The sequence below is a fragment of the Natroniella acetigena genome (genome assembly GCF_023227745.1).
Classification (GTDB): Bacteria; Bacillota; Halanaerobiia; order Halobacteroidales; family Halobacteroidaceae; genus Natroniella; species Natroniella acetigena.
Genome location: NZ_JALKBX010000051.1, coordinates 1 through 19,300, shown reverse-complemented (window position 1 = coordinate 19,300; position 19,300 = coordinate 1). Strand labels below are relative to the sequence as shown.

At 36.8% G+C, this 19,300-nt stretch carries 17 protein-coding genes; all 17 read left to right on the top strand.

All coding sequences use genetic code 11. The features are described 5' to 3' along the window. The first annotated feature begins 378 nt into the window (after positions 1-378). The 17 genes from dnaE to pyk all read left to right on the top strand — a co-directional run bounded on the left by dnaE (position 379) and on the right by pyk (position 19,148). Complete coding sequence (gene dnaE / locus MWH25_RS10230; RefSeq protein WP_248627551.1) at positions 379-2,472, top strand: DNA polymerase III subunit alpha; 2,094 nt, start codon at positions 379-381, stop codon at positions 2,470-2,472. A 267-nt stretch (positions 2,473-2,739) separates the two neighbouring features. Then, positions 2,740-4,047: a helix-hairpin-helix domain-containing protein gene (locus tag MWH25_RS10225; protein WP_248627550.1), complete on the top strand. Its 1,308-nt coding sequence runs from the start codon at positions 2,740-2,742 to the stop codon at positions 4,045-4,047. Between the two features lie 369 nt (positions 4,048-4,416). Continuing rightward, positions 4,417-4,923 carry a phosphatidylglycerophosphatase A family protein gene (locus tag MWH25_RS10220; RefSeq protein WP_248627549.1) on the top strand — a complete coding sequence of 169 codons (507 nt, stop codon included), beginning with the start codon at positions 4,417-4,419 and terminating at the stop codon, positions 4,921-4,923. Positions 4,924-4,937: 14 nt separating this feature from the next. Then, positions 4,938-5,903, top strand: a complete 966-nt coding sequence (locus tag MWH25_RS10215; protein WP_248627548.1) for a DapH/DapD/GlmU-related protein — start codon at positions 4,938-4,940, stop codon at positions 5,901-5,903. Positions 5,904-5,943: 40 nt separating this feature from the next. Then, positions 5,944-6,702 (top strand): DUF368 domain-containing protein, encoded by a 759-nt coding sequence (locus MWH25_RS10210; protein ID WP_248627547.1) that lies wholly within the window; start codon positions 5,944-5,946, stop codon positions 6,700-6,702. A gap of 67 nt (positions 6,703-6,769) precedes the next feature. After that, positions 6,770-6,991, top strand: a complete 222-nt coding sequence (gene mtrB, locus MWH25_RS10205; RefSeq protein ID WP_248627546.1) for a trp RNA-binding attenuation protein MtrB — start codon at positions 6,770-6,772, stop codon at positions 6,989-6,991. A gap of 350 nt (positions 6,992-7,341) precedes the next feature. Continuing rightward, positions 7,342-8,838: an anthranilate synthase component I gene (gene trpE / locus MWH25_RS10200; RefSeq protein ID WP_248627545.1), complete on the top strand. Its 1,497-nt coding sequence runs from the start codon at positions 7,342-7,344 to the stop codon at positions 8,836-8,838. Beyond that, complete coding sequence (locus tag MWH25_RS10195) at positions 8,822-9,442, top strand: anthranilate synthase component II (protein WP_248627544.1); 621 nt, start codon at positions 8,822-8,824, stop codon at positions 9,440-9,442. The genes trpE and MWH25_RS10195 overlap by 17 nt, the downstream gene beginning before the upstream one ends. Positions 9,443-9,524: 82 nt before the next feature. Beyond that, positions 9,525-10,550 (top strand): anthranilate phosphoribosyltransferase, encoded by a 1,026-nt coding sequence (gene trpD / locus MWH25_RS10190; protein ID WP_248627543.1) that lies wholly within the window; start codon positions 9,525-9,527, stop codon positions 10,548-10,550. Continuing rightward, a complete protein-coding gene (gene trpC, locus MWH25_RS10185) occupies positions 10,513-11,322 on the top strand; it encodes an indole-3-glycerol phosphate synthase TrpC (protein WP_248627542.1) in 810 nt (269 codons plus the stop codon). Before trpD ends, trpC begins: the two co-directional genes overlap by 38 nt. Continuing rightward, positions 11,319-11,930 carry a phosphoribosylanthranilate isomerase gene (locus MWH25_RS10180; RefSeq protein WP_248627541.1) on the top strand — a complete coding sequence of 204 codons (612 nt, stop codon included), beginning with the start codon at positions 11,319-11,321 and terminating at the stop codon, positions 11,928-11,930. The genes trpC and MWH25_RS10180 overlap by 4 nt, the downstream gene beginning before the upstream one ends. Before the next feature lie 170 nt (positions 11,931-12,100). Further along, entirely contained in the window at positions 12,101-13,279 is a 1,179-nt protein-coding gene (trpB, locus tag MWH25_RS10175) for a tryptophan synthase subunit beta (protein WP_248627540.1), read from the top strand. Beyond that, on the top strand, positions 13,279-14,082 hold the full coding sequence (trpA, locus tag MWH25_RS10170) for a tryptophan synthase subunit alpha (protein WP_248627539.1): 804 nt from the start codon (positions 13,279-13,281) through the stop codon (positions 14,080-14,082). Before trpB ends, trpA begins: the two co-directional genes overlap by 1 nt. Before the next feature lie 371 nt (positions 14,083-14,453). Next, entirely contained in the window at positions 14,454-15,359 is a 906-nt protein-coding gene (accD, locus tag MWH25_RS10165) for an acetyl-CoA carboxylase, carboxyltransferase subunit beta (protein ID WP_248627538.1), read from the top strand. Beyond that, entirely contained in the window at positions 15,346-16,344 is a 999-nt protein-coding gene (locus MWH25_RS10160) for an acetyl-CoA carboxylase carboxyltransferase subunit alpha (RefSeq protein WP_248627537.1), read from the top strand. Before accD ends, MWH25_RS10160 begins: the two co-directional genes overlap by 14 nt. Before the next feature lie 21 nt (positions 16,345-16,365). Beyond that, complete coding sequence (gene pfkA, locus MWH25_RS10155) at positions 16,366-17,364, top strand: 6-phosphofructokinase (RefSeq protein WP_248627536.1); 999 nt, start codon at positions 16,366-16,368, stop codon at positions 17,362-17,364. A 32-nt stretch (positions 17,365-17,396) separates the two neighbouring features. Continuing rightward, entirely contained in the window at positions 17,397-19,148 is a 1,752-nt protein-coding gene (pyk, locus tag MWH25_RS10150) for a pyruvate kinase (RefSeq protein ID WP_248627535.1), read from the top strand. Positions 19,149-19,300 lie beyond the last annotated feature (152 nt).

Genomic DNA, 19,300 nt, shown 5'->3' with positions numbered 1-19,300 from the left:
GCCCTCTCGAAACTGATTTTGAAGTTTATTGGTTGCAGATTTTAATTTTAAAAGTGAAACTATATATCAATTAAGTTTAATTTTCTTTGATCTTAAAGTCGAATAAATATATTATAAAGGTAGGATAAGTTCCTGGTTAATTGGTGAAAATATGAAAAAGAACCATTGGTAAGCATACTTTCAGTTTTATAATTACATACTGTAAATTATAAAATTTAAATTAGGGAGTCTTCTCAGCTAAAGGGAAATATTGGAGGAGTGGATATTTAATCTCAGGATGCTTTGCAATTATTGATGGTTTAAGTGTTTGTGGTTTTATGATTTTGAATTTTAATTGTCAATTGTACATTGTAAATTAGAATGTTTGGAGGTGAGAAAATGGGCCAATTTGTACATCTTCATGTACATACGGAATATAGTTTATTAGATGGAGCTGTCAGGACTGAAGAATTGATTGCTCAAGCCAAAAAAGAAGGTATGCCAGCAGTAGCGATGACTGATCATGGGGTGATGTATGGAGCGGTTGAGTTTTATCGGCAGGCTAAAGCAGCAGGGATTAAGCCGATTATTGGTTGTGAAGTCTATATTACTGATAAGCGATTGCAGAAGGATGTCAATAATAAGAAATTGGCTCACCTGGTTTTATTGGCTGAAAATAATGTAGGTTATCGAAATTTATTAAAATTGGTTTCTCGCGGTTATACAGAGGGTTTTTATTATAAGCCACGGATTGATCGGGAATTATTAAGAAAAAATAATGAGGGATTAATCTGTTTAAGTAGTTGTTTAGCTGGAGAGATTTCTACTTTATTGTCCAATGAGCAGATTGAGCAAGCAGAAGGGATAGCTTTGGCGTATCAGGATATTTTTGGTGCAGGAAACTTCTTTTTAGAACTACAAGATCATGGTTTGAAGCAGGAAAAGAAGGTCAATGATGAATTGGTGCAGTTGAGTCAAAGGTTAGAGATTCCTTTAGTAGCAACCAATGATGTCCATTACTTAACCCAAGATGATGCTAAAGTACATGATATTCTGCTCTGTATTCAGACGGGGAAGGATGTCAATGATCAAGATCGATTACAGTTTCCTAATGATCAATTTTATTTTAAAAGCTCACAAGAGATGGAGGAGTTATTTTCTGATTATCCTCAGGCAATTACCAATACAGTTAAGGTTGCTGACAGATGTAAGGTTGATTTAGATTTTGAACAGATTTTATTACCACATTATGAGGTGCCAGTAGGAGAAACGGTTGAGTCATATCTACGGAAGTTGACTTATCAAGGGGTTGAGAAAAAATATGAACGGTTAACTTCTGAGATAGAGGAAAGAATTGAACATGAATTGGGAATAATTAATCAGATGGGTTATCCAGCTTACTTTTTAATTGTGAGGGATTTTATTAAGTATGCTAAGGATAATGATATTATTGTTGGCCCGGGGCGAGGGAGTGCAGCTTCCAGTATTGTTTCCTATCTGCTGGATATTACAGAGATTGATCCGCTAGAGTACAATCTATTATTTGAAAGATTTTTAAATCCTGCTCGTGTTTCGATGCCAGACATCGATATTGATTTTTGTTATGAGCGGCGGGATGAAGTAATTGAATATGTAACAGAAGAGTATGGTTCTGATAAGGTAGCTCAAATAATCACTTTTGGTACGCTGGCTGCTAAAGGAGCTGTTCGTGATGTAGGACGAGTATTAGGGATCAGTTACGATAAAACTGATAAGGTGGCTAATGCTATTCCTAACTCACTAGGAATTACCTTAAAAGATGCTTTGCAAAAAGCGGATGAGTTACAGAAATTGTATAACTCTGATAGTGAGGTTAAGGAGTTAATTGACTACTCGCAACGGATTGAAGGTTTAAAACGCCATGCGTCAACTCATGCGGCAGGAGTAGTGATTACTAAAGAGGAGTTGACCAACTATACTCCTTTATACCAGAGTAAAGGTGAGATTACGACTCAATATGATATGGATACTTTAGAACAGTTAGGGTTATTAAAGATGGACTTTTTAGGATTGAGAACCCTGACAGTAATTGATAAAGCATTGAGTTTAATTAATGAAACACGGGCCAACGATTTAAATTTAGAAGATCTTTCCTTTGATGATCTAGCAGTTTTTGAGTTGTTAGGACAAGGGTTAAGTCTAGGGGTCTTTCAGTTAGAAAGTGATGGAATGAGAAGGTTAATTAAAGAGTTGAAACCCGAGAATATTGAGGATATTATTGCGTTGCTTGCTTTATATCGGCCTGGACCATTAGGTAGTGGGATGGTTGATGATTTTATTGCTCGCCGGCACGGGGAGCAGGAGGTTGAATATCCTCATCCTGATTTAAAAGAGATTTTAGAGCCAACTTATGGAGTAATCCTCTATCAAGAGCAAGTAATGCAGATTGTACAGCAGATAGCTGGCTATTCGCTTGGTGAGGCCGATATATTACGTCGAGCTATCGGTAATTGACTTGCCGATATAAAACGGGGCTAAAACGGTAGAAGCTAAAAAACTAGGTATAAATAAATACCTAGTAAATAGCTAATACCGTGGTAACTTAACCTTTAAAAAGGATTAAGTACCGTAGAGCATAGTGGTTGAAACTGTTATTAAGCAGAATATAATGCCACCACGAGAGTCCTGCTCTGTTACCTAATAGGTAGTAAAAATGTATGCCGACCTTACACGATAATAAGTGTAAGAACTAGAGGATAAAAAGCCTTTAGGATAACATAAGTGAAGAAAAAAGAAAAAATCATGAAGCAACAAAAGAAAAACTTTATTGAAGGTACAATAAATAATGGATATAGTAAAAAGATGGGAGAAGAATTATTTGAATTAATTGAATACTTTGGTGGATATGGCTTCAATAAGGCCCATAGTACGGCCTACGCCTATGTCTCTTATCAGACTGCTTATTTAAAAGCACATTATCCAGTGGAATTCATGGCAGCTTTGTTGACCAGTGTCATTGGTAATAGCGATAAAGTAGCAGAATATATCCTTGAAGCGGAACGAATGGAGATTGAGATTTTATCACCAGATATCAATCATAGTCGGATAGGTTTTACGGTTGAAGGTAGAAAGATTAGATTTGGTTTAGAAGGAATCAAAAATGTAGGGCAGAAAGCAATTGAGGAGATTATTGCTGTTCGGGAGGAAGAGCAATTCAAGGATTTATTTGATTTCTGTCAGCGAGTTGATTTAGGTACGGTTAATAAAAGGGTAGTAGAGAGTTTGATTAAAGCTGGTGCTTTTGATTCTTTAGGTAATTATCGTTCACAGTTATTAGAGGTATTAGCTGATGCCTTTGCACAAGCCCAAAGGATTCAGCAAGAAAGAAGTAATGGACAGACAAGTTTTTTAGATTTATTTGAGCAAGCTGATGACTTTATAACTGCTCAAGTTAAATTACCTGAGATAGAAGAGTTTGATCAACAGAAGTTATTATCCTTAGAAAAAGAGATGCTGGGACTTTATTTATCAGGTCATCCCTTAGATTCATATTTGGAACAATTGCAAAAGAAAAGAAATATGATAAGTAAAGATATTAAAGAAGCTAAAGAAAGAGTAATCTTAGGAGGATTAATTACCAATAATCGAGAAATAATAACTAAGAATCAGCGTCAGATGGCTTTTTTAACTGTAGAAGATGAGTATGGCAATTTTGAAGTGGTTGTCTTTCCAGATACTTATCAAAAGTATCAAGAATTTTTATTAGAGGATGAACCGATTTTAGTAGTAGGTAAGGTCAATCAGGAAGGTAAGGTTATAGCTAATAAGTTAGGGAGTCTGACAACGGCTGATTTTTCTTCTTCTAGTAAAAAGAAGGCGTTCCATTTGCAGTTAGAGGAGTTTGATCAACAGAAGCTAGTAGAATTAAAGGAAGTATTAGTTGATTCTCCTGGAATAAACCCAGTTTATTTACATTTATTAATTGAAGGATATCGAGTAAGTATTAAACTTTCAGCTGAATATAAATTAGAAGTAACGCCTAAGTTAAGAAAGAAGTTAAGTAAATTAAAAGTAAAACACTCTTTTTAGTAGTGTTGCATAATATAGTTATATCTAGTAGTTAAATCTGAAAAATCAACTTGTACAAGTTGAAGATAAATACTTAATTACAATAATGTGTCACAAAGTGACACATTATTGAGTTGACAGTGTACAGTGAACAGTTTACAGTTAAGATCAAAACCTTAAAAGTTTAAGACCTCTGAAATGCCTTATGTTCTTAGGTTAGAGTGATTTTGATTTAAGTTTTTAATAGTTTCAACTGTCAACTGTAAACTGTACACTGATATTTAGTGGCACTTTGCCACTAAATATCAATTTAGTTTAATATCATTTATCTATAATTTAGCTAGTCATTAGCTAATCAATGGACATAAAGTTTTTAAAGGAGGAGAAAATATGAAGGAACTTATAATTAAAAGATTAGAGCAGAGAGGGGTTAGTTTACGAGAGGTAGCTGATTTAGTTTATAGGTTACAAAGACCTTATGATGATGAATTAACTATCGAAACATGTATAACTTCAGTCGATCAGGTTTTAAATAAGCGTGAAGTACAATATACTTTATTGACAGGGATTGCTTTAGATAAATTGACAGAAGAAGGCGATGTAGAAGAACCATTGGCCAGCATTATTGAGTGTGATGAACCACTGTATGGGGTAGATGAAAGTCTTGCTTTAGCAATTGCTAATATTTATGGGACGATTGGGTTTACAAGCTTTGGCTATTTAGATAAGAATAAAGTAGGGATTTTGAAGAAATTGGATAGTAAGAATGGGAAAGTTAATACATTTTTAGATGATCTAATAGCAGGTATTGCTGCAGCTGCAGCAGCAAGAATTGCTCATCAAAAAAGGAGTGAAGAGGAAGCCGAAGAGGAATTAACACAAAAAGAAGTATCTTAAAATGGGGTGGTGCAATGGATTATTGTCAAGTTGTTGCTACAGTTAGGGGGGTAATTAGTTATCGTTTGCGTCAAATTTTTAATGAGAGAAGATTAAATTATTCACTTAAGGTAGTTAGACAGAGTGATGGGCGTAAGATAGAGTTTTCAACTATTCTCCCTAATAAAAAACGGGAAGAGATTGTGAAGTTAATTAAGGAGAATAGTTTAGATCCGATCATAACTATTTTGCCAGTTGAAGATTATGATAATCCACTCTGTCATCGAGAAATTAGAGAGATTAATTTAGCTCCTGGGGCCAGTGTAAGCTCTTTAGCAGAGTTGTACGATGGAGTTGTAGTTGGTTCTTTTAGTAGGGTAGTAGGCAATGCTATTTTACAAGAAGAAGTAAAGGTTGGAGAAGGAACTTTTATAGGTAGTGGGGTTGTTGTTAGAACCCAGACAGAGATTGGCGATAATTGTCACATTGGAACTGGGGCTATTATTGGAAATAATGTTGAATTGGGAGATAATGTTACAATTGAAGAGAATGTAACGATTAGAGGGCATGTAACGATTGGGAGTAATGTTTCAATTGGAACAGCAGCCAATATTGAGAGTAATGTGGAGATTAAGGATCAGATCCGGATCGGGCCAATGTCTAGAGTCTTTAATGTTGGTCGTAAAAAGGTGGAGTTGGAAACGCCTGATGATAGAAGGGTGATTTCAACTGTAGTCAGTTCGGGAACCTTCATTGGTAGTGGAGCAATTGTTGGGGGTAAGATAGGCTCTAAAGTAATGGTTGGTTCTAATTCGGTAGTCCATACAGCTATAGTAGGTGATCAAGCTACAGTTGGTTCTGGAGCAGTTGTACCTTTTGGTAGTGAGATAGAAGCAGGAATAACTGTGATCGGTTCTCCAGCTAAGCCAATTGATGAATACCAAGCTGAAAAGAAGTTATTTAAGTTTTTAAAGGAAAAATATATTGATAAGCAAGAGTAGATTTGAGTTAACAATTTCAGGTGAAGTTGGGAGGTAATTTATGGATGGTTTTCTTGAGTTATTTTTAAAAGGAATTCCTTTAGGAATTGCCAATACATTGCCTGGGGTCAGTGGTGGAACGATAGCTTTGATCTTAAGAATTTATGAACGATTGGTACGAGGGATTAAAAGAATTAATGTTGTTGTATTGGCCCCTGTTGGGCTAGGAGCTGTCTTAGGAGCATTTGTAAGTTCTAAATTAATTGTCAATTTATTGGATAGTTATCCTAGTCTAATGTTTGCTTTTTTATTAGGATTAATCTTAGCTTCTAGCAAGATAACGGGCCAAGAGATAGAAGAGTTTAACTTGAATTCAGTAGCTTTAATTGGATTAGGGTTAGTTGTAGCTTATTTTTACTCTGGAGAGGTTGCTCAGGTAGCCAGTGGAGGTCAAATTAATCTTAGTCGATTCTTTATTGGGGGCTTAATTGGTAGTATAGCGATGATTCTGCCAGGAATCAGTGGTGGAACAATTTTGGTCATGTTAGGTCTGTACCAAGGAGTAATAGGAGCAATCAGCAATTTGGAGTTACTTATTCTAGTTCTATTTAGCTTGGGGATAGTTAGTGGATTATTACTATTTTCTTGGTTGTTATCTTTTTTATTAGTAAGATTTCGTTCGTTATTAATGGCCTTTTTAACTGGGTTAATCTTGGGCTCAAGCAGGAGTGTAATTCCTGCTACTATTGGTTTAGCTGAAGTTATCATGTTTGCTTTAGGAGGATTCTGTATTTTACTATTGGCAGTTAATGAACAATGATTTACTATTGACAGTGGGTTTTATTTGCGATATTATGAATGGTAAGTAGGATTTAAGGAGGCTTGTAATGGATAAAGTAGGAAATGAAGATCATATAATGGTTAAAGCTTTAGAGGATGGGGTAACAATTATTGGATTGACCCGTGGAGAACAGACTAAATTCCACCATACTGAGAAGCTAGATCAAGGTGAAGTGATGATTGCTCAGTTTACTCAGCATACATCTGCAATTAAGATTCGTGGTAAAGCTGAACTGATTACTAAACATGGAAGTGTTAAATCTGAGTAAGATTTTAGAATATAGCTTAGAATAGAGATTAGTTGAGGGAAAATTGAATAATAATTTAGTTGAGTTGAGAATAGTTGAGATGAGTTGAGATGAGCCTAGGGGGAGGTGTATCTAGCCCCATTGGTAAGTAATTAATAGGCCATTGGACTCAAGTCTAATGGTTTTTTTGTGTTTTATTATTAAAGAAGTTATGTTTTTTAGAGGTTATGGATATTTTTATTAGTTTTACTTATCCTTAACCTTAGTCTTAGACTATGACCGAAGGTCATTTTGTTTTATATAATTAATTTAAAAAGGAGAGTGAGTTAAGATGAGCTTAGCTGAGTTTAGTAACTATAGGGTGAAGAATTATGTATTATCCTAGTTATCAAAAGTTTGAGAAATTGAGTAGGCAGGGCGAGTTGATTCCTGTTTATAGAGAGATTACGGCTGATTTAGAAACTCCTGTCTCTGCTTTTAAAAAGATCAGTGCAGAGAAGAACTCTTATCTATTAGAGAGTGTTGAGCAAGGAGAAAATTTAGGTCGTTACTCATTTATTGGGGTTGACTATCATGCTTTGCTCAGTTGTCAGGACGGTCAGTTGATAATTAAGGATCAAAGTGATCAGATTATAGAGCGGAAGAAGACAGAAAATCCTGTCGAAGAGTTACAGGCAATTTTAGAGAGTTATCAAGCTGTTCAGCTAGAAGAGTTACCGATGTTTTATGGTGGGGCTGTTGGTTACTTAGGTTATGATGCAGTCAGTTATTTTGAAGATATTCCAATGGAGACAGAGAATGATTTAGAACTGCCAGAGATGTTATTTATTTTGAGTGATACAGTTTTAGTCTTTGATCACTTATACCATAAGATCAAGGTTGTGACTAATGTCAAGGTTAGTGATGATGCTGGTTTAGCTTATCAACGGGCCAAATCTAAGATAGATCAGATTATTAAGAAGTTGCAACAGCCTATTGCAATAGAACAGCAGCAACTAAAGGCTAACGATAAAAAGTTAGAGTTTGAATCTAATTTAGAGAAAGAACAATTTATAGCTAACGTCAAACAGGCTAAGGATTATATTAAAGCTGGGGATATATTCCAAGTTGTTCTCTCTCAGAGGTTGGAGATGGAGGTTGAATCAGAAGGTTTTGATATTTATCGGCAGCTAAGAAGGGTTAATCCATCACCATATATGTACTATCTTGATTTTGAAGAGCTTGAGTTAATAGGTTCTTCGCCAGAGCTATTAGTCAGGGTTGAAGATGGTCTGATTGAAAATCGACCGATTGCTGGGACTAGAAAGAGAGGAAAAGATGTCACAGAAGATCAAGCGTTGGCTAAGGAGTTATTAAGTGATGAGAAAGAAAAGGCTGAACATGTGATGTTGGTTGATCTGGGGAGAAATGATGTAGGTAGAGTCAGTAAGTATAGTAAGGTTGATGTAACACAGTTTATGGAAGTTGAATATTACTCCCATGTGATGCATTTAGTCTCTAATGTAAGAGGTGAGTTGAGGGAAGATGAGGATATCTATTCAGCTTTGCAGGCTTGCTTTCCTGCGGGAACAGTTTCAGGAGCTCCTAAGATTAGAGCAATGGAGATTATAGAACAATTGGAGACAACAAGACGTGGACCATATGCTGGAAGTATCGGCTACTTTGGTTATTCAGGTAATTTAGATAGTTGTATTACAATCAGGACTATTTTGCTGAAGGATAATAAAGCTTATGTGCAAGCTGGAGCTGGAATTGTAGCTGATTCAGATCCTGAAGCTGAATATCAAGAGACATTAAATAAAGCTCGGGCCTTGTTAAAAGCAGTTTATCAGGCTGAAAGAGGTGGAGCCTATGGTGTTGGTAATTGATAATTATGATTCTTTCACCTATAATTTGGTACAATTGATCGGTCAGTTAGGAGCAGAGATTGAAGTTAGGCGTAATGATCAGATTACAATAGCAGAGATTAGAGAGTTGAATCCAGAGCAGATTGTTATCTCACCTGGACCAGGACGGCCAGAGGATGCTGGAATTTCATTGGAGGTTGTTGATCAATTAGTAGGAGAGATACCGATTTTGGGAATCTGTTTGGGTCATCAGACTATTGGAGCTGCTTATGGAGCAGAGATTATTAGTGCACCAGAATTGGTACATGGCAAGGTCAGTAAGATTAAGCATCAGCAAAGAGGTGTTTTAGCAGAGGTAGCTGAGGGATTTGAGGCTACTAGATATCATTCCTTGATGATTGAACCTGGCAGTTTGCCAGCTAACTTAGAAGTGATTGCTGAGACTGAATCAGGGCTGATTATGGGGATTGCAGATAGTCAAGCTCAATTATATGGTCTCCAGTTTCATCCTGAGTCGATCATGTCAGAAGCAGGAGAGAAGATTGTCGGTAATTTCCTTGGGAAATCATTGAATATTGAACATTTAAAAAGACAAGAGAAAACAGAAAGAGCAAAATGCTCTTAAAAGTTTTATGGATTTTGAATTCTAGTTATTCAATATTAAATATTAAGTATTAATTGAATTTAGGAAGGGGAGTTGAGTTGAGATGAGAAGAGTGCTTGAGAAGGTAGTTAGTGGAGATGATTTGTCAGTAGCTGAGAGTAAGGAAGCGATGAATTTGATTATGAGTGGTCAGGCGACTCCAGCACAGATTGGGGGATTGATCACTGCTTTACGGACTAAAGGAGAGACGATTGAAGAGATTACGGGAGCCGCGGAGGTAATGCGGGCCAAGGCAGCTCCAATCACTACGAACCGAGAGTTGGTAGTCGATGTCTGTGGAACAGGTGGTGATGATTTGAATACGTTCAATATTTCAACGACTGTTGCCTTTGTAGTGGCAGGGGCAGATGTAGCAATGGCTAAGCATGGTAATCGTTCTGTTTCTAGTAAGAGTGGTAGTGCTGATTTATTAGAGGAGTTGGGGGTTGATTTGGATTTAACACCTGAGCAGGTGGGCCAATGTATTGACGAAATAGGGATTGGATTTTTGTATGCTCCTGCTTTTCATGGAGCAATGAAGTATGCTATTGGCCCAAGGCGTGAGTTAGGAGTTAGAACTATCTTTAATATGTTAGGGCCATTGACCAATCCAGCTGCTGCTGATGTACAGTTATTAGGTGTTTATGATCCTGAGTTGACTGAGCCGATTGCTCATGTTTTGAATAATTTAGGGGTTAATTCAGCTTTTGTAGTCCATGGGATGGTAGGATTAGATGAACTATCGATGGTAGGTGAGACTAAGGTTAGTCAGCTTGATGCTGGAGAGGTAAGAAATTATTACCTTAAGCCAGAGGATGTGGGCTTAGAACGGGTTGAAATCGATGATTTAGCAGGAGGAGACTCTAAGGAGAATGCTCAAATTACTTTAGATATTTTAAATGGCAAGGCTGATAAAAAGCAGGGAATTGTCCTTCTGAATGCTGCTGCAGCACTGACGGCTGCTGGAAAGGTCGCTGATTTGGAAGAGGGGATTGAGTTGGCCCGGGAAGTGATTGAGGAAGGTCTGGCTTTAGAGAAGTTGGAGCAGTTGATTGAGATCAGTAATAGCCTACAAAGGCAGGCGATTTGAGTTGATTTTAGATCGGATTGTTGCTCATAAAGAACTAGAAGTTAAACAACAGAAGCAGGAAGAATCACAAGCTGAGTTAGAAGAAAAAATTTCTCAGCTAGATTCAACCAGAGATTTTAATGGGGCTTTAAGTGCAGCGGGGATGGGGTTGATTGCAGAAATTAAGCGGGCCTCTCCCTCTAAAGGGATGATTAGAGAAGACTTTAAGCCAGTTGAGATTGCTAAGGAATATCAAAGGGCAGGGGCCAACGCTTTATCGATCTTGACCGATCAAGAGTTTTTCCAAGGTGAGTTGGCTTATTTAGAGCAGGCAAGAGAGGTAGTTGAGTTACCGTTATTGCGTAAAGATTTCATTATTGATAGTTATCAAATTTATCAGGCTAGAGCTTATGGGGCCGATGCGATCTTGTTGATCGCAGCGATCTTGACGGCGGAAGAGTTGGCCCGGTATTTAAAGCGGGCTGAAGAGCTTGGGCTTGATGTTTTAGTGGAAGTTCATAACCAACAAGAGTTAGAAATGGTCTTGGAGTTAGAACTAGAGATAATCGGGATTAATAATCGTGATTTAAAGGTCTTTGAGGTTGACTTAGAGACGACTATCGGTTTAAAATCTTTAATCCCTGAAGATAAAGTAGTAGTTAGTGAAAGTGGAATTCAGAAGCGAGCTGATGTTCAATTACTAGCTGAGCAAGGGGTCGATGGGGTTTTGGTAGGTGAGGCTTTGATGAGAAGTCATGATCTTGAGGCTAAAGTAAGAGAGTTGGTAGGATGACTCAGATTAAGATTTGTGGCTTGACCAATTTAGAGGATGCTCAACTGGCCAGTCGATTAGGAGTAGATTTGCTCGGGTTTATCTTTGCTGAAAGTCCTAGACAAGTAACTAGTTCGCAAGTGCAACAGATTATCTCTGAGCTTAATGGGCAGGTTAAAAAAATAGGGGTCTTTGCCAATCATCCTTTAGCAGAGGTGAATCAAATCGCACAGACTTGTAACTTGGACTATGTTCAATTGCATGGCGATGAATCTCCAAGCTATTGTCAGCAGGTTAAGCTACCAGTGATTAAGGCCTTTCAGGTTAAAGACGGAAGTTATCTAGAAGAATTGGCTCAATATAATGTAGCTAAGTTCTTATTGGATACTTATCATCCTGATAAGCTAGGTGGCAGTGGGCAGAGTTTTAACTGGGAGTTGGCTTTAGCAGCTAAGGATTACGGAGAGGTTATAATTGCAGGTGGTTTGGATGAGACTAATGTTAAGCAGGCCATTGAAGCTGTTCAACCTGCAGGGGTTGATGTCAGTAGTGGTGTTGAAGCTGAGTCAGGGGTTAAAGATCATGACAAACTAGAGAAGTTTATTGAAAGAGCATTTAATATTGAATAATGAATATTGAATAATGAATATTGAATAATGAATATTGAATAATTAAAGGTCAAGTGAGAAGAGAAAAAGAGGTAAAATTAACTATTATTTTAGAAGTCTTTAGGGGTTTTGGTTTCAATTATTAAGTATTAAATATTAAGTATTAAATAAAAAACCGGGGAGTGAAGAAGATGAGTAAAGGGAGATTTGGTGAGTTTGGTGGGGCTTATGTTCCAGAATTGTTGATTCCAGCGTTAGAGGAGTTAGCTGAAGCTTATGATAAGTATAAGGAAGATGAAGAGTTTCAAGAGGAATTTAGATACTATTTAGAAGAGTATGTAGGGCGGGCCAATCCATTATATTATGCGGAACGATTAACAGAAAAATTAGGTGGAGCTAAGATTTATTTGAAGCGTGAAGATTTAAATCATATGGGGGCACATAAGATCAATAATACCTTAGGCCAAGTCTTATTAGCTGACAGAATGGGCAAAAAGAAAGTAATTGCTGAAACAGGAGCTGGTCAACATGGAGTAGCAACTGCTACTGTAGCAGCTATGTTTGGGATGGACTGTGAAATCTTTATGGGAGCAGAAGATGTTGAGCGTCAATCTTTAAATGTTTTTAGAATGAAGCTTTTAGGTGCTAAAGTTCGTTCAATAACAGAAGGAACTGCTACTTTGACCGATGCTGTTGATGCAGCGATTAAGCATTGGGTTGAAAATAGTGAGGATACATTCTATCTTTTAGGCTCTGTAGTTGGCCCGCATCCTTATCCAACTATGGTACGGGATTTTCAATCTGTAATTGGTGAAGAAGCAAGAGAACAGATTCTTGTTGCTGAGGATAAGTTGCCAGATTATTTAATAGCTTGTGTTGGTGGAGGAAGTAATGCGATTGGTTTATTCCATCCTTTCCTTGCTGATGAACCTGTTAAAATGGTAGGTGTAGAGGCAGCAGGGTTAGGTGTTGATACTGACAAGCATGCAGCTACTTTGACTAAAGGAGATAAAGGGATTATTCATGGTTATAAGAGTTATGTCTTACAGGATGATGATGGTCAAATTATGCCGGTTCATTCTATTTCAGCTGGTTTGGATTATCCAGGTGTTGGCCCTGAGCATAGTTATTTGCGGGATTCAGGACGAGCTCATTATGAGGCAGTAACCGATCAGCAAGCACTGGAAGCTTTTCAATTGTTATCTGAAGCAGAGGGAATTATTCCTGCTTTAGAGAGCTCCCATGCTATTGCTTATGCTCAGCAGTTGGCTCCTAAATTAGAGCAAGATCAAATAATTATTGTTAATTTATCAGGACGGGGCGATAAGGATGTTTATAGTGTAGCCGATAAATTGGGAGTTGAAATTTAGTGGGGCGGATTGAAGATACCTTTACTAAATTACAACAAAGAAATGAGAAGGCTTTGATTCCTTTCTTGATGGCTGGAGATCCTAATTTAGAATTGACTAAAGAGTTGGTTTTAGCTGCTGAGGAGAATGGAGCTGATTTGTTAGAGTTAGGAATTCCTTATTCAGCTCCTTTGGCAGACGGGCCAACGATTCAACAGGCAGCACAAAGGAGTTTGGCCCATGGCACTAATTTAACTGCTATATTTAAGTTGGTGGAAGAGATCAGACAAGAAAGTGAACTGCCACTTATTTTAATGGGTTATTATAACTCCATCTTCAACTTTGGATTAGAGGAGTTTGTAAAGCAGTGTGCAGAGGTTGGAGTTGATGGGGTTATAATTCCTGACCTGCCTCCAGAAGAAGGAGCAGAATTGCAAGAGTTGAGTACAGAGTTGGATATTATACTTCTACTTACTTCTATAAGTAATCAAACCCGTATTGAAAAGGTAACCAATCTCTCTTCAGGATTTATCTATGCTGTATCTACTCCTGGAGTAACAGGGGCTAAAGAAGAGTTATCAACTGAGATCGAAAAGACAGTTACTAAGATAAAGCAGTTTAAGGATATTCCAGTAGCAGTTGGTTTTGGTATTTCATCCCCTACTCATGCCCAACAGATTGGAGAATTTGCTGATGGAATAATTGTAGGTAGTGCAATTATTAAGAAATTAGAGAAGAGTTTAGACTTGCTTGAAGAAGATGAGGAGAAACTAATAGCTAAGGTTTCTGATTTTATCTCCAGTTTGAAAAAACCATTGACTTAAGCTATATATCAATAAAAAACAGGTTAATTGGGAAAACATGTAGTAAATTGACGGATATCGCAGTAGATTATAAACTACTCTTGTGAGCAAGTTGCAATTTATTGATTTTATGTTATAATATGACCAGTATTCTATTGACAACTGGTCATATTTTTTTTTGTGTTTTTAAGTACTTGGTTAATAACCAATAATTTAGGATATTTTTTGCTAATAAATCAGACTGAAAATAGAAAATAAATTATTATGATTTAAATTTAAATCGATAAGTTGGGAATAATATAATCTAGTCTTGCCTAAGATGGCGGGATAAATTTGAGTTGATTAAATTTAATTAATATAGTACTTAATTTTAAGTAAGTGGGGTGGAAGAAGTGTTAAAAGATTTATTTGGCGGAAAGTCTAAGTATGTCACTGTCGAAAGAAAGAGACGCTCTGAAGAGAAAGAAAAAGAAGCTGATGATAAAAAAGAAATGCCTGATGATTTATGGACGAAATGTAAAAGTTGCAAGCAGATTATCTTTAATAAGAAATTGGCCGAAAGTTTAAAAGTATGCCCTGAATGTGGCACTTATTTTAGATTAACAGCAACTGAGAGGCTATCTTTGTTGGTAGATGATGATAAATTTGAGGAGTACGATGCTGATTTGCAGGCGAAAAATCCATTAGATTTTCCTGATTATGAGCAGAAGATTGATAAATATCAAGACAAGACGGGTTTAAGAGAGGCAGTAATTACTGGTATTGGCGAGATAAATGGCTGGCAGGTCTCTTTAGCTGTGATTGATTCTAGATTTTTAATGGGAAGTATGAATTCAGTTGTAGGAGAGAAGATTACTCGAGCAATAGAACGAGCTTTAAAAAGAGATCTACCACTAGTAATTGTGTCTGGTGGTGGCGGAGGTGCTCGAATGTATGAAGGGATGTTATCTTTAATGCAAATGGCTAAGACTAGTGCAGCATTGAAAAGATTGGATCAAGTTGGTGGACTCTTTATTTCTGTCTTAACCGATCCGACTTATGGTGGTATTTCAGCCAGCTTTGCTTCATTAGGTGATATTAATTTAGCAGAGCCACAAGCTAAGATTGGTTTTGCTGGGCCAAGGGTGATTAAACAGACAATTAATCGGGATCTACCTGATGGTTTTCAAACATCTGAATTTTTGTTAGAACATGGTATGATTGATAAGGTAGTTGAAAGAGCAGATTTGAAGAATCTAATTACTAGAATTATAGATATTCATAATTTGAGAGGTGAGAAAAAAAATGGTACAGAATAATCTGGATTTTGAGCAACCTCTTATTGAATTGGAAGAAAAAATTACTGAATTGACGAAATTTATGGAAGAAAGGGATATTAATTTGACAGATGAGATCAAACGTTTAGAAACAAGAGCGGATAAATTAAGAGAAGAGATTTATTCTCAGCTAGAACCGTGGCAAATTTTAAAGATAGCTCGTCATGTAGAACGACCTACTACTATGGATTATATTAACCTAATCTGTGATGATTTTATTGAATTACATGGTGATCGTAATTTTGGAGATGATCAAGCTTTGATTGGTGGTATTGGTAAGATTAATAATCTTCCTGTCACAATTGTAGGTCATCAAAAAGGGAAAGAGACTAAGGATAATATTAAACGTAATTTTGGAATGGCTCATCCAGAGGGATATCGTAAAGCATTACGCTTGATGAAACAAGCTGAAAAGTTCAAGCGACCAATTATAGCTCTAGTCAATACACCAGGAGCTTATCCAGGAATTAGTGCTGAAGAGCGTGGTCAAGCAGAAGCTATTGCTAAGAATATGATGGAAATGACAGGAATTGAAGTGCCTATTATTGTTGTTGTGACTGGAGAAGGGGGTAGTGGTGGAGCTTTAGGTATTGGGGTTGGAGATAGAGTATTTATGTTGGAATATACTTACTATTCTGTCTGTTCTCCAGAAGCTTGTGCTGCTATTTTATGGAAGGACTCTGATAAGGCTAAAACAGCAGCTAAAGCATTGAGATTAACTGCTAAAGATCTACTTGAATTAGGAGTAATTGATGATATAATTGCTGAACCGCCTGGAGGAGCTCATAAAGATTATAAACGCAGTGCAGATTTATTAAAAGAGAGGCTTACTCAAGAAATTAATCAATTACAAGATCTAGAAACAGCCGAATTAATAGAAAATAGATATAATAAATTTAGAACAATGGGTTATATTAAAAGAGAAGTTGAAGAAAAGATGGATGAATCAATTGAGAGTTGTGGTTAAAATTGTAAGGGGGAGTGTAGAATGAAAAAGGTGGCTGTTTTAACCAGTGGAGGAGATGCTCCCGGGATGAATGCTGCTATCAGAGCAGTTGTTAGAAAAGGAATTTATGAAGGACTAAAGATCATAGGAGTTAAAAGAGGATATGCTGGTCTGATTGAAGGAGATTTTGAGCCATTGGAACGCCGTTCAGTAGCAGATATTATTCATCGCGGTGGAACCGTTTTAAGATCGGCCCGTTGTGAAGAGTTTAGGACTAAAGAGGGTAGAAGAAAAGCTGTAGAGCAATTAAAGTATGTTGGTGCTGATGGATTAGTAGTAATTGGTGGAGATGGTTCATTCAAGGGAGCTAAACTGTTAGGAGATGAATCAGATATCAAAACAGTGGGGATCCCAGGAACAATAGATAATGATATTGCTTGTACTGATTATTCTATTGGTTATGATACTGCTTTAAATACTATTTTAGATGCTATGAATAAGATTAGAGATACAGCTACTTCTCACGAAAGAACCTTTGTAATTGAAGCTATGGGAAGGCACTCTGGTTTTTTAACATTAATGTCTGGATTAGCAGGAGGTGCAGAATCAATCTTAATTCCAGAAATTGATTTTGATCTTGATCAAGTCTGTCAAAAGTTAGAATCTGGTTATGAACGAGGGAAGTTACATAGTATTATATTAGTAGCTGAGGGTATTGGTGAAAAGTTTGAGACAAATCGTGATTTAAATGAAAGTAAAGCATTTGCTTTAGGAGAAGAAATTAGAAAGAGGAGCGGTTTAGAAACAAGGGTAACTGTTCTAGGACATTTACAACGGGGTGGAACACCAACGGCTCAAGATAGGTTGTTGGCTACTAGATTAGGAGCAGCTGCTATAGATGTATTACTAGCAAGAGATACAAGTAAGATGGTTGGTGTGGTTCATGATCGGGTAGAAATTGCCGGAATTGAAGAAGCTATTGAAAGGCAAAAAGATGTAGATGAAGAATTATATGAATTGGCCAATATTTTATCATTATAAGAATTACTATGAAAATAGGGAGAGGATAAGTAATGAGAAGGACTAAAATCGTTTGTACTATTGGCCCTGCTAGTGAAGAGAAAGAAACTCTAGAAGAATTGATTGATGCTGGAATGAATGTAGCCCGTTTAAACTTTTCTCATGGTGATCATCAAGAGCACCGTGAGAGAATTGATTTAATTAGAGAATTAGCTGCGGAGAAGGGAAAACCAGTAGCTATATTACTTGATACTAAAGGCCCAGAAATTAGAACAGGAATGCTAAAAAATGATCAAAAGGTAGAGCTAGAAGAAGGACAGAAGTTTACTTTAACAACTGAAGAGATTGAAGGAACAGCTACTAAAGCATCAGTTAACTATCAAGAGTTGCCTCAGGATATTTCTGAGGGTAAGGTGATATTGATTGATGATGGATTGATTGAACTAAAAGTAATAGAAACAACAGAAACCGATGTTACTTGTAAGGTAGTCAATGGTGGTCAGTTAGGTTCTAGAAAAGGGGTTAACTTACCAGGGGTATCTGTTAAATTACCTGCTATTACCGATAAAGATATTGCAGATATTGAATTTGGGATTGAGCAAGGAGTAGATTTTATTGCTGCTTCTTTTGTACGCAGAGCTGATGATGTATTAGCAATTAGAGAAATCTTAGAAGAACATAACTCTGATATCTATATTATTCCTAAAATTGAGAACCAAGAGGGTGTAGAAAATATTGAAGCAATTCTTGATGTTTCAGATGGATTAATGGTAGCTCGGGGTGATTTAGGAGTCGAAATTCCTCCTGAAAAAGTTCCAGAAGCTCAAAAAATGATGATTAATAAGTGTAATGAGGCAGGTAAGCCTGTGATTACTGCTACTCAGATGTTGGATTCAATGATTAGAAATCCTCGACCAACAAGAGCTGAGGCCAGTGATGTTGCTAATGCAATACATGATGGTACAGATGCTACAATGCTATCTGGTGAGACTGCTGCTGGAGATTATCCAGTTGAAGCTGTAAAAACGATGGCACGGATTGCGTTAGAGACTGAAAAATCATTAGAACATAATTTGTTCTTGGAGGTGAGTAATAAAGCTCAAAAATCGACTACAAGTTCTATCAGTTATGCTACCTGTAAGACTGCATCTGATTTAGAAGCAGCAGCTATTATTACTTCTACTCGATCTGGTTATACTGCTCGAATGGTTTCTAAATATCGTCCTTATTCACCAATTGTTGCAGCAACTCCTAGTCAAAAGGTATTGAATAGGTTAGCTTTATCTTGGGGAGTTAAGCCTGTATTAGTCAATGAAACTAAATCGACCGATGAGATGATTGATGAATCAGTTACTGCTGCTTTAAATGATGGATATATTGAGCAGGGTGATGTGGTCGTAATTACTGCAGGAACTCCAGTTGGAATTACAGGTACGACTAATTTATTGAAAGTACATACTGTTGGTGAAGTGATAACTCAAAGTATAGGAGTTGGAAAGGAATCTGCTAGTGGACGGGTCTGTCTTGTGAATAGTGCTGAAGAGGCTGAAAGAGAGATTAAAGGGCAAGATATTTTAGTTACCTCTATGACTGACGAAAAGTTTACTTCGGTTATGGAGAAATGTTCAGCAATTATTACAGAAGAGGGTGGATTGACTTCTCATGCTGCAATTATAGGATTACAGCTTAATATTCCTGTGATTGTTGGTGCTGAAAATATTATTAATAAATTAGAGACAGGTGATATCGTAACTGTAGATAGTATTCGTGGTTTGGTTTATAAAGGTGAAACTAGGATTTTATAATCATGTTAATAAAGGTGCGTAGCTTAAGCTACGCACCTTTATTTTTATTAGGGTAAGTGAAATAGTATTACAATAATGGTGTGATCTGTTGCGATATGAAAAGTATCGCCTAGTATTGTGAAGACAATCTACAATAACTAAAACTGAAAGAC

Bases quoted from the DNA above. Each gene is read 5' to 3' on its own strand.
- mtrB (WP_248627546.1), top strand. From the start codon at position 6,770: ATGGATAAAGTAGGAAATGAAGATCATATAATGGTTAAAGCTTTAGAG.
- MWH25_RS10195 (WP_248627544.1), top strand. From the start codon at position 8,822: ATGGTGTTGGTAATTGATAATTATGATTCTTTCACCTATAATTTGGTA.
- pyk (WP_248627535.1), top strand. From the start codon at position 17,397: ATGAGAAGGACTAAAATCGTTTGTACTATTGGCCCTGCTAGTGAAGAG.
- MWH25_RS10215 (WP_248627548.1), top strand. From the start codon at position 4,938: ATGGATTATTGTCAAGTTGTTGCTACAGTTAGGGGGGTAATTAGTTAT.
- pfkA (WP_248627536.1), top strand. From the start codon at position 16,366: ATGAAAAAGGTGGCTGTTTTAACCAGTGGAGGAGATGCTCCCGGGATG.
- MWH25_RS10220 (WP_248627549.1), top strand. From the start codon at position 4,417: ATGAAGGAACTTATAATTAAAAGATTAGAGCAGAGAGGGGTTAGTTTA.
- MWH25_RS10160 (WP_248627537.1), top strand. From the start codon at position 15,346: ATGGTACAGAATAATCTGGATTTTGAGCAACCTCTTATTGAATTGGAA.
- trpE (WP_248627545.1), top strand. From the start codon at position 7,342: ATGTATTATCCTAGTTATCAAAAGTTTGAGAAATTGAGTAGGCAGGGC.
- trpB (WP_248627540.1), top strand. From the start codon at position 12,101: ATGAGTAAAGGGAGATTTGGTGAGTTTGGTGGGGCTTATGTTCCAGAA.
- dnaE (WP_248627551.1), top strand. From the start codon at position 379: ATGGGCCAATTTGTACATCTTCATGTACATACGGAATATAGTTTATTA.
- MWH25_RS10180 (WP_248627541.1), top strand. From the start codon at position 11,319: ATGACTCAGATTAAGATTTGTGGCTTGACCAATTTAGAGGATGCTCAA.
- trpD (WP_248627543.1), top strand. From the start codon at position 9,525: ATGAGAAGAGTGCTTGAGAAGGTAGTTAGTGGAGATGATTTGTCAGTA.
- MWH25_RS10210 (WP_248627547.1), top strand. From the start codon at position 5,944: ATGGATGGTTTTCTTGAGTTATTTTTAAAAGGAATTCCTTTAGGAATT.